Genomic DNA, 12,561 nt, shown 5'->3' on the forward strand with positions numbered 1-12,561 from the left:
ATGGCTCCGCGCTTCCCACTCTCGGTCCGACTCGACGCCAACGAGGGGTTTCTCGGCCCGCAGCAGATTCGCTGACGGCAGAGGGCCCGGGCCGAGGAAGGCCCGGGCCGTCATGCGGGTTGTTACTTCGCGAGGGGGGTGACGGCGACGCGGTCGATGACCGGCGCGTACGGGGATCGCTGGTCGTACTGGTTGTAGGTGTCGCCGTTGAAGTCGGGCAGCTCCTCGGCGGTGAAGGTGAGCCGGTTGCTGCCCTTCTTCAGCGTGAGGGGGACGGTCAGCTCCCAGAAGTTGTTGAAGTGGAAGGTCGTCGGGAACAGCACCCGGTGGGCCGGTCCGCCGTTGACGGAGAGGTCGGCGTGGCGGGCGATCGGGTCGGGGTTGTAGTGCGTGGCGGGCGGCTGTTCGGCGTTGGAGTAGCGGATGGTCACGGCGTGTCGTCCCGCCTTGCCGGCGACGACGTCGAGGGTGAGGGCGTTGGCCCTGCCGTCGCCGATGCCGGTGACCGCCTTGCCGCCCGAGGCGAAGGTGTAGGCGTCGGTGACCAGTGCGGCGCCGCTCAGCCGGCCGTCCTCCGCCTGGTAGACCGCGGTTGTCAATGTGCCGCTGGACGGGGTGACCCGCAGCCGGTCGAGGAGCAGGGCGCCTGAGGCGCCGGTGACGGTGATCTTGTTGATGCCGCCGGACAGGAACACCCGCACCCGGTCGGTGCCCTTCTTGTCACCCCCGGACTTGGGCACGTCGAGTTTCTCGCCGTTGAGGGAGAGGCTCGCTCTGCCGCCGCCCAGGTGGTCGATGTACAGGGTCGATTCGCCGTCGGTGGGGGAGTGCACCCAGAAGGTCGCGGAGTCGCCCTTGGCCAGCGGCACCGCGCCGGGACCGGAGGCGCCGGGGCGGGTGTAGGTGGGCCGCGTTCCGGAGAGGGTGGCGTACTCGGCCTCGTAGACCGCCGGTGCGGTCACGTGCGCGTCCCGCAGTGCCAGGTCGACCTTGTCGATGATGGCGTCGCCCTTGGTGACACCCAGGTCCGGGTCCTTGGCGGCGAGGGTGATGCGGTGCTTTCCGGCGCTGAGCCTCACCGTGGTGTCCGTGTGGCCCCAGACCACCCACTTGTAACCGAGCGGCAGCCGCAGCTCCTGCGGATCGGCGCCGTCGACACGCAGGAAGACGTTGGTGGGCCCCTGCTCCTTCACCAGGTCGTACAGGTTGTAGGAGTTGGCGAACACGCCCAGGTCGTACGTGCCGTCCCGCGGGACGTCCACGTCGAAGCCGAGGACCCCGTCGGAACCGGTGCGCAGTCCGCCGACGTTGTAGGTCCCGGAGGTGGCGAATCCGCCGACGTTCGACGGCGTGCCCTCGGGGCCGTTCTTCGAGTAACCGCCACCGGTGTAGGTGGCGTTCTCCGCCTCGTACGTCCTGCGCCAGCTCACCGAGGGCCCGGCCGGTACTGCGCCGTGGCCGCCGGGGGAGAGGATGACCTGGTAGGCCGACATCTCGTTCATGCCGGTCATGGGCAGGGTGACGGTGCCGTCCGCGCCGACCGCCAGCTCTCCGTCGGCCAGTCGCAGGGGCTGGGCCGAGTCGCCGACCTGGCCGGTCCAGGGGATCTCCTGCACCGTGGCGTGCACGGTCCTGCCGAACAGCGCGGGATCGATGTTCCGGAAGACGACGTCGGCGTCCCCGCTCCTGCCACCGAAGATCGCCCGCGACTGCTTCTTGTCCTCGTCGAGGGTGGCGACGCCCTGGAGGGTGTACTGCTGGTTGGGATGCGGGGCGGTCACCTCGACCGTGTGGCCGGACAACTGCCCGTAGGCGTTGAACAGCCACCACTGGCCGTTGCCCCTGTTGGCCTCCACGGCCGAGTCGTTGAGGTTGCCGTCGATGTTCCAGTACGCGAGGTCCGCGTCGATCTTCGAATCCTCGATCGCGGAGACCCACTGGACGATCTGACCGGGCACGGAGAGGTGGTAGTTGTGGCCGTACTCGTTCACGTTGACCGGCAGCGGGCCGACGCCGACGTCCTTCTCCATCTGCCGGTACTTCGCCACGTTGGTACGGACCGCGGCGGGCGAGGACAGCTCGTGCCAGGTCATCACGTCCGGCACGACGTCATTGGCCTTGGCGTACCGCAGGAAGCCCTTGACCTGGTCGTAGAGGACGCTGGTGTTGGGGCCTGCGATGCGGGCGTCCGGGTCGAGATCCCTGATGAGGTGGTAGACCTCTTTCCAGGCCGCGAAGTAGTACTGCGGGTCGTTCAGCCACGAGACCTTGTTGTAGCTCCAGTCGCCGGTGCCGAACATGTTCCCTTCGGGCTCGTTGAAGGGGACGTAGACGACATGGTCCTTGTACGTGCTGTCCAGGGTCAGGACCTGTCGGACCTGCTTCCTGATCTTCTCCTTGAAGTCGGCCAGCCGCGCCGGACCGTCCGCCCCCGGCCACTGGTAGGGGAAGCCGCGGTAGATGTCGGTCATGTAGACGTAGACGTCCTTGCCGCCCGAGTCGACGAACGGCGGCAGCATCTCCAGGGCGTCCGCGCCCGGGTGCTGGGGCCCGTCCTGGGCCTTCGTCGACACCGTCCGGACGTGCATGCCCTCAAGGACGTTGCGGCTGGGCACGCCGTCGCCGTAGACGCCGTAGAGCGAGCCGGAGGCGCCGCCGTGGAAGGCGCCGGTGTCGGTGGCGAGATCGATGGTGAGCTGTTCGGGTTCCGCCGCGCGGGCCGTGCCGCCGGTGGCGGGTACGGCGAGCAGGGCGGCGAGGGCGGTGACGGCGGTGGCGCCGGCTGTGGTTCTGCTGCGGGTGCGTCGCACTGAGGCTCCGTGAGGTGATCCGTCATGGCTGTCGAACCGGTTCGAAGAATGCGTGCCGGAAGTTAGCACCGCCGAAAAGCGGTGAGCAATACCTGCAACGCGGATAAGGTGACGGGTACTTGCAGATCCGCGTCGGTCATTGACATCGGCTGTCGCCGCTCTTAACTTGCCTTCACGCGAACCGGTTCGACGAAGGAGTGGCGTGAACATCGGTGAGATCGCCAAGCGGGCCGGTGTCTCGCGGAGCACCGTGTCCTACGCGCTGAGCGGCAAACGCTCCGTGTCGGAGGAGACCCGGCGCAGGATCCAGCAGGTGATCGACGAGCTGGGCTATCGGCCCAACGCCAGCGCACGCGCCCTGGCCAACGGCCGGACCAGCACCATCGGTCTGGTCTTCCCGCCGGCCGGAAACCACTACACCGGCATGCAACTCGACTTCATCGGCAGCGTGGTGGAGGCCGCGGCGGCGTACGACTACGACGTGCTGCTCTCCCCGAGCGGTGTGGACAGCGACCGCTCGTTCCAGCGGCTGCTGGCCGAACGGCGGGTCGACGGCGCGATCCTCATGGAGATCAGGCTCCAGGACGACCGGGTCGACCACCTGGGCGAGGAGAACTTCCCCGCCGTATGCATCGGCCGCACGGCCCGCTCCGACCGGGACTGGTGGGTCGGTCTCGACCACCTCGCGCTCGCGGCGGCCTGCGTCAATCACCTCGCCGACCTGGGACACCGCCGGATCGCCTTCGTGAACCGGCCCGAACACCTGCTGCGGGCCGGCTACGAGTCGGCGCACCGCGGCCTCGACGGCTTCACCAAGGCCGCCGCCGAGCGCGGACTCACGGTACGGACGTACTGCTGCGGCGACGACGCCCCCTCCGGGCAGGAGTGCCTGGAGCGGATCCTCCACGAGGACCCGGACACCACGGCGCTGGTCACCCTGAACGAGGCCGCGCTCGGCGGCCTCTACCGGGGCCTGGCCGTGGCAGGCCGGCACGTACCGCGCGACTTCTCCCTCACCGGCGTCGTCGCCGGCCGGTGGGCGGAGACCGTGACCCCGCAGCTCACCGCGGCGGACGTACCGGCCGAGCAGCTCGGCCGGCTCGCCGTCGAACTGCTCGTCGAGCGCCTCGACCACCCCGACGCGGCGCCACGGCACCACCTCCTCGCACCGCCCATCTCCCTGCGCGCCAGCACCGGGCCCGCGCCCGCGGCCAACGGCTGACAGCTCGCCCCTCCCCGCCTTCGCGGCGGACGGTGACGGAGATGAGGGCCGCCCACAGCGGGGGCGAGTGCTCGGTCCGGCCGTCGGCCCGCCGGCGGCCGAGTCAGCGGCCGTTGACCGCCCGGTGCGCGGCCGTCCGCCCCGGCGGGCCTTCCCCGGTGCCCAGCGGATCGAGTCCGGCCGCGAGCCGCCCGCCGAGGACCACGGCGACGCGCAGGCTCTCGTCGTGCAGGCCGAGCGGGGCACAACTGGGGCCGGTCTCCCGTGCGACGTGTTCCGCCACCGTCGCCAACTCCTCCCGGTGGGCCGACGGACGCAGCACGGTGAACAGCCGCTCGAAGAGCGTGCGGTCCAGCGGCGCGGGCACCGTGGCCGTCGAGGCGCCCCGGGCTGCCTGGCGTCCACGTCGTCAGGCAGCCCGACAGTGCGACCGGCATCGTCGGAATCGTCAGAAGGGGAGATCGCCGTGGGAGTCTTCGGGCGCCGCAAGGGCCGCGTGGAGCGGGCCGCCGAGATCGTGGGCAAGGTGGTGAGCGGCAAGGGGTTCTACGGACGGACCACGCTCGCGTTCCTCGGCCAGTCGGACTTCGACAAGGTTCAGCGGTCGATCGGCGCGGACACTCGGGCCTCGACCTACAGCAGTTGCTCGCCGCCGTGGCGCCGACCCTACCCGCCCTGGTCCTCCAACCGCCCGGCGCCGCCGACCGGTTCACCCTCCGGGCCATCGTCTCCGAGCCGCGCATACCCCGCCCGCCCTGGCGCCTACCTCCACGCCGGGGACGGCGTGACTCCGGGACCTCGACATCGTCGTACGGAGAAGATCAAGGCAATCCGGGCGACGATGTCGAGAACCCGTGCCTGGCTCCGTCCTGGCTGTGAAGGCGGCCACAATGGGTCGCACCAGCACCGAGGAGAACCACGATGGCCAAGTACCTGCTGCTCAAGCACTACCGCGGCGCCCCGGCTCCGGTGAACTGCATCCCCATGGACCAGTGGACGCCGCAGGAGATCTCGGACCACATGCAGTACATGACCGACTTCGCCGCCCGGCTGGAGAAGACCGGCGAGTTCGTCGACGCCCAGGGGCTCGCCCCCGAGGGAACCTACGTCCGGTACGACGGCGAGGGCCGCCCGCCGATCACCGACGGCCCGTTCGCCGAGACCAAGGATCTCATCGCCGGCTGGATGGTGATCGACGTCGACAGCTACGAGCGCGCCGTCGAGCTGGCCGGAGAGCTCTCGGCCGCCCCGGGGGCGGGCGGCAAGCCGATCCACGAGTGGCTGGAGCTGCGCCCGTTCATGGCCGCGCCGCCCACCATCACGGAGTGACCCCTGAGATGAACGAGGCACTGCTCCGGAGCCTCACTCCGAGCGTGCTCGCCGTCCTTGTCCGCCGCGGAGCCGACTTCGCGGCGGCCGAGGACGCCGTCCAGGACGCACTGGTCGAGGCGGTCCGCGTCTGGCCGGCCGACCCGCCGCGGGACGCGAAGGGCTGGCTGGTCACCGTGGCGTGGCGCCGGTTCCTCGACTCCACCCGCGCCGACACCGCGCGCCGCCGGCGTGAGAACCGCGTCGACGAGGAGCCGGCACCCGGGCCCATGCCCGCGACGGACGACACCCTCCAGCTGTACTTCCTGTGCGCCCAGCCGTCACTGACACCCTCGTCCGCGGTCGCGCTCACGCTGCGTGCCGTCGGCGGGCTGACCACCCGCCAGATCGCCCAGGCCTATCTGGTGCCCGAGGCGACCATGGCCCAGCGCATCAGCCGGGCCAAACGCACCGTCTCCGGCATACGGTTCGACCAGCCCGGCGACGTCGCCACCGTCCTGCGCGTCCTCTACCTGGTCTTCAACGAGGGCTACTCCGGCGACGTCGACCTCGCGGCCGAGGCCATCCGGCTCACCAGGCAGCTCGCGGCCCAGGTCGACCACCCCGAGGTGGCGGGGCTGCTCGCCCTCATGCTCCTCCACCACGCCCGGCGCGCCGCCCGTACCGCGCCCGACGGGAGCCTGGTGCCGCTCGCCGAGCAGGACCGCGGCCGATGGGACACCGGGGCGATCGCCGAGGGCGTCAAGATCCTGCAGGGGGCCCTCGCCCGCGACCGGCTGGGCGAGTTCCAGGCCCAGGCGGCCATCGCCGCCCTGCACGCCGACGCCCTCACCGCCGAGGAGACCGACTGGGTGCAGATCGTCGAGTGGTACGACGAACTCGCGCGTCTGACCGACAGTCCCGTCGTCCGCCTCAACCGCGCGGTGGCAGTCGGCGAGGCCGACGGGCCGCGCGCCGGGCTGGCGGCACTGGCGGCGCTGGACGGGTCACTGCCCCGCCACACCGCGGTGGCGGCGCACCTCCACGAGCGCGACGGCGACCTGGCGACAGCGGCACGGCTCTACGCCGAGGCGGCCCGGAAAGCACCCGACCTCGCCGAACGCGACCACCTGACACGCCAGGCCGCCCGGCTCAACGCCCGCCGGAGCCGCTGACGGGACTGCGCCCCGCGCAAGCCCGTCCTTCGCGGTCGTCAGTACGGCCCCCGGCCCGACGCCCGTAGAGGCGGCGGGCCGGAGGCCGTACACATCGGATCCCGGTGGCCGGAGGGCCGACCCGCTCAAGGCTGCCGGCGGCCCTCGTGGGTGATGTGCCGGCCGGACTCACGTGCCTGTTCGGCCGTACGCGCACCCTGGTCGCGTATCTCCTCCTGGGTGGTGCGGGCAGCCTCGGCGGCCGTGTCCTTGACCTCCTCCGTGGCCTTCTGCGAGACCTCCCTGGCGTCCTCCTTGAGGTGCTCGGCGGACTCCATGGCTGCCTTCTTGACCGGCTCCAGCGCCTCACCACCGTGTTCCATGAGGCCGGAGGCCACCTCTTCCTCCGCCTGCGAGGCAGGCAGCATCGAGGAGGCGAGGACGCCGACGCCGAAGGCGATCAGACCCGCGGTCAGCGGGTTTCCCTGGGTCTGGCGCACGGCCTGCTCGGGCGCCCGCATGACGGCGTCGCCTGCCTGCCCCGCTGTCTCGCGCACGGTGTCGGTCGTGTGCGCGGCGCCCTCCCGCAGCGAGCCCGCCGCGGACTGGGCCCTGTCGCCGACGCCGTGAGCGGCCTGCGAACCGGATCCCATGACCCGCTCACGCAGGCCCGTGACCGCGCCCTTGGCCCGCTCGGTACGGCGCTGCACCATACGACGAGGACTGGTCCGGTCGGTCAGCTGGTCCACGTCCGCCGACAGCCGGCCCCGGGTGGCGTCGATCTCGGCCCTTATTTGGTCGGGTGACGTGCCCATTCCGCATTCTCCTTCATCGATTCGACGGTCTGCTCGGGCCTGGGCGAGACAGTGCGCATCTGCTTGCGGCCCCGCTGGTAGAGGACGGCTGCGACGACGCCCCACACCGCGGTGACGATCAGGGAGGCCCAGCCGCCGTCCATGACGTTGGCCAGACCGAGAACGGCCGCCAGGGACAGGAACAGCAGCACCATCCAGCCGGCGAGCCCCGCGCCGCCGTACAAACCGGCGGCCTTGCCCGCCTTGGTCGCCTCCAGCCGCACCTCGGCCCTGGCCAGCTCGATCTCCTGGCGGAACAGGGTCTGGATGTCGGACGTCACCACTGACAGCAGCTCGCCCACCGACTGGTCCTGCCCGTGCTGTGCCGGGCTCGGGGGAAACGAGGACACCTCACACCTCCGGGTAGGGCCGGTACGGCGTCTCGGCCGGCGGGTCCACGGGCGCCACCGGGGTCTGCGGTGCCCCGAAGGGCTCCGACCTCGGAGCGGCCGACGGTACGGGCGGCACCGCAGGGGCCTCCCGCACGGAACCGGACGGCAGCGGCGACGGAACCGGCTCGTGGTCCGCGCCCAGCTGTGAGGTGTCGCTGTAGCCGTGCTGACCCGACCTCGACTGCGACGAGTGCCCGGCCTTTCCCGCTGCCTTGGCCAGTCGTCCGACCACCACACCGGCCACCAGGGCGCCTCCGAGGAACGCGCCGGGACGCCGGCGGGCGAAGCGGCGGAGATCGGACAGTGCGCCGTCGACTCCCTGCTTCTCGAGGTAGTCGGCGGCCCGGTGTCCGCTGTCGGACATCTGGGAGGCGAGGCTGCGGGCGGGTGAATCGCCCGGCGCGTTGTCAGCCAGGCCGCCTATGTCGTCGGACCACTGACGCAGCATTCCCGTCGCGCGTCGGGCCTGTTCCTCGACCTCGTTCACAGCGCGGCTGCGCAGTTCTTCGACGGCCACGCCGGCTTGCTGCCGCGCCTCCCCGGCCACGGCCCTGGTCTGCTCCGCGACGGTTCCCGTGACCTGGCCGGCAGCCTGCCTGGCCTGGTCGGCCGTGGTCGTGGCCTCGGCCTTGGCCGTCTCGCCGGTCTGCCTGAGCCTCCCGGCCCGGTCTTCCTCGTACTCAGTCATTGTCACCCTCACCGGACTAGATCGTTGTCGAATGAGTCCGCCGGACCGCTCCGCGGCGAACCGCGATGGTGTCCCGGGCCTCTCGGTCATGCATTCGCTCCAACACCGGGTAACTGTTCGTCCGGCACTGACACCTCAATCGGGTCATTACTTTGAGTCACGTCTGCGGCCGTCACTTCTGGCCGTTCCGCACGAGATCACCGATCGAGGTGACTCCGCGGAGGTCTCGGGTACCCGGAGCCCCACCCCCTACCGGCGAACGCGGGGACGAGCCAGAAGGAGCCCATGATCATGACGGACGTATCCAGCACCGGCCCAGCTCCCGGTGACGACCGGAAGGTGCTCACCAACCGGCAGGGCCACCCGGTCCACGACAACCAGAACCAGCGCACGGTCGGCGCCCGGGGCCCCGCCACCCTGGAGAACTACCAGTTCCTGGAGAAGATCAGCCACTTCGACCGGGAGCGCATCCCGGAGCGTGTCGTGCACGCGCGCGGTGTCCTGGCGTACGGCTATTTCGAGGCCTACGGCAGCTGGGGCGACGAGCCGATCAGCCGTTACACCCGCGCCAAGCTCTTCCAGGAGCGCGGCAGGCGCACCGACCTGGCTGTCCGCTTCTCCACCGTGATCGGGGGCCGCGACTCCTCCGAGTCCGCACGTGACCCCCGGGGATTCGCGGTGAAGTTCTACACCGAGGACGGCAACTGGGACCTGGTCGGGAACAACCTGGGTGTCTTCTTCATCCGGGACGCGATCAAGTTCCCGGACGTCATCCACGCCCTCAAGCCCGATCCGGTGACCTTCGAGCAGCAGCCGCGGCGCATCTTCGACTTCATGTCGCAGACGCCCGAGGCGATGCACATGCTGGTCAACCTGTTCAGCCCGCGCGGCATCCCGGCGGACTACCGCCACATGCAGGGCTTCGGCGTCAACACCTACAAGTGGGTCAACGACGAGGGCCGCACCGTACTGGTGAAGTACCACTGGATGCCCAAGCAGGGCGTGCGCAGCATGACCGAGGAGGACGCCGCGAACGTCCAGGCCGAGACGCTCGGCCATGCGACCAAGGACCTCTACGAGGCCGTGGCCCGGGGCGACTTCCCGGAGTGGGAACTCGTCGTACAGATGATGGACGACCACGACCACCCGGAGCTGGACTTCGATCCGCTGGACGACACCAAGACGTGGCCGGAGCAGGACTTCCCGCCCCGGCCGGTCGGCCGGATGGTGCTCGACCGCATGCCTGAGAACTTCTTCGCGGAGAACGAGCAGATCTCCTTCGGAACCGGTGTGCTCGTCGACGGCCTGGACTTCTCCGACGACAAGATGCTGGTCGGCCGCACCTTCTCCTACAGCGACACCCAGCGCTACCGGGTCGGCCCCAACTACCTCCAGCTGCCCGTCAACCAGGCCAAGAACGCCGAGGTGCACACCAACCAGCGCGACGGGCAGATGGCCTACCACCAGGACGGCGGAGGCGAGAACCCGACTGTCAACTACGAGCCGTCGATCACCGGCGGGCTGCGCGAGGCGCAGTACCCCTCGCATGACGAGCAGGGCCCCGAGATCCACGGCAGGCTGACGCGCAAGCGCATCCCCCGCACCAACGACTACGTGCAGGCCGGCCAGCGCTATCTGCTGATGGAACAGTGGGAGCGCGACGACCTGGTCAGGAACCTCACCACCGCGCTCACGCAGTGCGACCGGTCGGTACAGGAACGTATGGTGTGGCACTTCCTGCTCGCCGAGAACGACCTCGGCAGCCGGATCGGCGAGGGTCTGGGCATCAGCGCGAAGGACGTGGCGGGCCTGGAGCCGCTGGCGCGTCAGGACCTGACCGACGAGGACCGCAAGCGGCTCGCCAACCTGGGCGAGAATCCGCCGCGTGACGTCCAGGGACTCACCATGACGCACTGCGTACCCGACGAGCGGCACGTCGTGACCCGGTAGGTCCGGGTGGACCGGTGACGCCGGCGGCGCCGGCGCAGACAGTGTCGGACAACGTCCGGGAACCTGCCCGGAGTTGTCCGACAGCGCCAGGATTGCGTGCCGGTACCGGGGTACTCGCCGCGCAACGGCGTCCACCCGGGCGTCCCGAGGGAAGGTCCGGTCTCTCATGACCACGCATGCGCGTACTGCAACCACTTCTCGTTCTCCCGTACAACAGGCCTCGTTGCTGGTGGGCGTGGTCTTCCTGCTGGTGGGGATCCTGGGGTTCGTCCCAGGGATCACCACGGACTACGACACGATGGAGTTCGCCTCGCACGACTCCGGCGCCCATCTGCTCGGGATCTTCCAGGTCTCCGTCCTGCACAACCTCGTCCACCTGGCCTTCGGCGTGGCGGGAGTGGCCATGGCCCGCACCGCTTCCGGCGCGCGCACGTTCCTGCTGGCCGGCGGTGCCATCTATCTGGTGCTCTGGCTGTACGGCCTGTTCGTCGGCCATGACAGCGCGGCCAACTTCGTGCCGCTGAACACGGCCGACAACAGGCTGCACTTCGGCCTCGGTATCGGCATGATCACGCTGGGCGCGCTGTTCATCCGCCCCCGCACCACAACCGACGGAAACCGTGACGATCAACCGCCTGTCGAGTGACGTACGGGCCGACAAAACCGCCGTCACCGCTGCGGGAGTACGGAGACCGGATCGAGACGCGCGTCAGCGCGGCGCCCGGAGGAAGGCGGACGGCTGCGTCCGCGCGGTCATCCGCCCGAACGGCTGAGCCGAGACCCTGCTCGCCCCGTACGCCCCGCCCGCTCTGTACGAGATGCGGTTGTGCGCTCATCTGCGAGGATGGCAGGCCAAAGGTCCAAATTTGAGCTTATACGTCGGCGTCCGGGGAACCCGGTGCTGGTAACAGCCGTCGCGTCCTCAAGGAGTGACCGTGAGCATGCGCATCGGAGTGGAAGAAGAGTTCCACATTCTTGAGGTGGAGAGCGGCCTGCTCGTGCCACGTGCCGATCAGGTCCTGCGACGGCTTCCCCAGCGGACCTTCACCAGTGAACTGCACCAGTCCGCCGTGGAGTCGAACAGCGGAGTGCACGCATCGCTGCACGACCTGTACACCGACCTGGCCGCAACGAGGCGGCGGCTCGACACGGCCGCCGCCTCGCTGGGTCTCGCCGCGGTGGCCGCCGGCACCGCACCCCTCGCCCCCACCTCCTCCGGGCAGCCCACCGCCGACGCCCGCTATCACCACATGGTCGAGGAGTACCGCCAGGTCGCGGACGAGCAGCTCATCTGCGGCGCCCAGGTCCACGTGGACATCCCCGACCGCGACACGGCGGTCCGGGTGATGTGCGAGGTGTCGCCCTGGCTGCCCGTACTCCTGGCGCTGTCCGCCAGCTCACCGTTCTGGCAGGGCTCCGACACCGGCTACGCCAGCTGGCGCACGATGCTCTGGCAGCGCTGGCCCACCGCCGGCCCGATCGGCTGCTTCCCCAGCGCGGCCGAGTACGACGCCTCGGTACGCGACCTGGTCCGGGCCGGGATCATCAGCGACGCCGGGATGATCTACTACGACATACGCCCCTCCGACCATCTGTCGACCCTGGAACTGCGGATCTGCGACGCCTGCCCGCGCGCGGAGACCGTCGTCCTCATCGCCGGACTGTTCCGCGCACTGGTGACCGAGGCCCTCGAGCGGCTGGGGCAGGACGACGCGCCGCCCTGCCAGGGCCGACACGAGTGGCTGCGCGGCGCGTCCTGGCGGGCCGCCCGATCCGGTCTGGAGGGCACCCTCGTGGACCCCGGTACGCACAAGGACGCGTCGGCGCCGCAGGTCGTCCGCAAGCTGCTCGCCCGGCTGCGCCCCGCACTCGAGTCCCACGGCGACTGGAGCACCGTCAGGGCGCTGACGGACGAGGCACTCGCCGAGGGCAGTGCCGCCGAGCGCATCCGCCGTACGGCGCGGGAAGAGGATCTGCTGGCCTGCGTCGACCTCTTGATCGCGGAGACCCGCGGCGAACGCCGAAACCACAGATCGACCTCGCTCGGCCGGGTCGACCTGCCGTACTCCGGCGTGGACGCGACAGGTCCGCCGTTCGGCTCCGGTGCGGCGGAGGCCATCGGCCGCTGACATGGCGGCGAACGTCATGAGGCCGGCCCGGCCCGGGGGTGCTGCTGCGGCCGT

At 70.3% G+C, this 12,561-nt stretch carries 11 protein-coding genes; 6 read left to right on the top strand and 5 right to left on the bottom strand.

The window, feature by feature from the left end; genetic code table 11:
- Window positions 1–122: 122 nt before the first annotated feature.
- Window positions 123–2,810, bottom strand: coding sequence for a cellulosome protein (locus ACW4TU_RS43125; protein ID WP_457422692.1), 2,688 nt, complete (start codon window positions 2,808–2,810; stop codon window positions 123–125).
- A 202-nt stretch (window positions 2,811–3,012) separates the two neighbouring features.
- Here ACW4TU_RS43125 and ACW4TU_RS43130 point away from each other — a divergent pair, with 202 nt between their 5' ends.
- A complete protein-coding gene (locus ACW4TU_RS43130; RefSeq protein WP_457422694.1) occupies window positions 3,013–4,032 on the top strand; it encodes a LacI family DNA-binding transcriptional regulator in 1,020 nt (339 codons plus the stop codon).
- A gap of 103 nt (window positions 4,033–4,135) precedes the next feature.
- On the opposite strand, the gene ACW4TU_RS43135 is transcribed toward ACW4TU_RS43130, so the two are convergent.
- Window positions 4,136–4,399, bottom strand: a complete 264-nt coding sequence (locus ACW4TU_RS43135; RefSeq protein WP_457422696.1) for a hypothetical protein — start codon at window positions 4,397–4,399, stop codon at window positions 4,136–4,138.
- Window positions 4,400–4,953: 554 nt separating this feature from the next.
- Between ACW4TU_RS43135 and ACW4TU_RS43140 the strand changes: the two genes are divergently transcribed.
- Window positions 4,954–5,361 (top strand): YciI family protein, encoded by a 408-nt coding sequence (locus tag ACW4TU_RS43140; RefSeq protein WP_457422698.1) that lies wholly within the window; start codon window positions 4,954–4,956, stop codon window positions 5,359–5,361.
- An 8-nt stretch (window positions 5,362–5,369) separates the two neighbouring features.
- Window positions 5,370–6,515: an RNA polymerase sigma factor gene (locus ACW4TU_RS43145; RefSeq protein WP_457430594.1), complete on the top strand. Its 1,146-nt coding sequence runs from the start codon at window positions 5,370–5,372 to the stop codon at window positions 6,513–6,515.
- Window positions 6,516–6,640: 125 nt separating this feature from the next.
- Here ACW4TU_RS43145 and ACW4TU_RS43150 read toward each other — a convergent pair whose 3' ends face one another.
- Genes ACW4TU_RS43150 through ACW4TU_RS43160 form a run of 3 tightly spaced genes read right to left on the bottom strand, consistent with a single transcriptional unit; the run spans window position 6,641 to window position 8,428 of the window.
- Window positions 6,641–7,309: a DUF3618 domain-containing protein gene (locus tag ACW4TU_RS43150; RefSeq protein WP_457422700.1), complete on the bottom strand. Its 669-nt coding sequence runs from the start codon at window positions 7,307–7,309 to the stop codon at window positions 6,641–6,643.
- Window positions 7,285–7,698, bottom strand: coding sequence for a phage holin family protein (locus ACW4TU_RS43155; protein WP_457422702.1), 414 nt, complete (start codon window positions 7,696–7,698; stop codon window positions 7,285–7,287). Before ACW4TU_RS43155 ends, ACW4TU_RS43150 begins: the two co-directional genes overlap by 25 nt.
- A 1-nt stretch (window position 7,699) precedes the next feature.
- On the bottom strand, window positions 7,700–8,428 hold the full coding sequence (locus ACW4TU_RS43160; RefSeq protein ID WP_457422704.1) for a hypothetical protein: 729 nt from the start codon (window positions 8,426–8,428) through the stop codon (window positions 7,700–7,702).
- 291 nt (window positions 8,429–8,719) lie between these two features.
- On the opposite strand from ACW4TU_RS43160, the gene ACW4TU_RS43165 reads away from it, so the two are divergent.
- From ACW4TU_RS43165 to ACW4TU_RS43175, 3 genes are all read left to right on the top strand, one after another.
- A complete protein-coding gene (locus ACW4TU_RS43165) occupies window positions 8,720–10,378 on the top strand; it encodes a catalase (protein ID WP_457422706.1) in 1,659 nt (552 codons plus the stop codon).
- A gap of 166 nt (window positions 10,379–10,544) precedes the next feature.
- A complete protein-coding gene (locus ACW4TU_RS43170; RefSeq protein ID WP_457422708.1) occupies window positions 10,545–11,024 on the top strand; it encodes a DUF4383 domain-containing protein in 480 nt (159 codons plus the stop codon).
- A gap of 295 nt (window positions 11,025–11,319) precedes the next feature.
- Window positions 11,320–12,507 carry a carboxylate-amine ligase gene (locus tag ACW4TU_RS43175; RefSeq protein WP_457430595.1) on the top strand — a complete coding sequence of 396 codons (1,188 nt, stop codon included), beginning with the start codon at window positions 11,320–11,322 and terminating at the stop codon, window positions 12,505–12,507.
- The last annotated feature ends 54 nt before the right edge of the window (window positions 12,508–12,561 follow it).

The sequence above is a fragment of the Streptomyces kryoterrae genome (assembly GCF_054072135.1).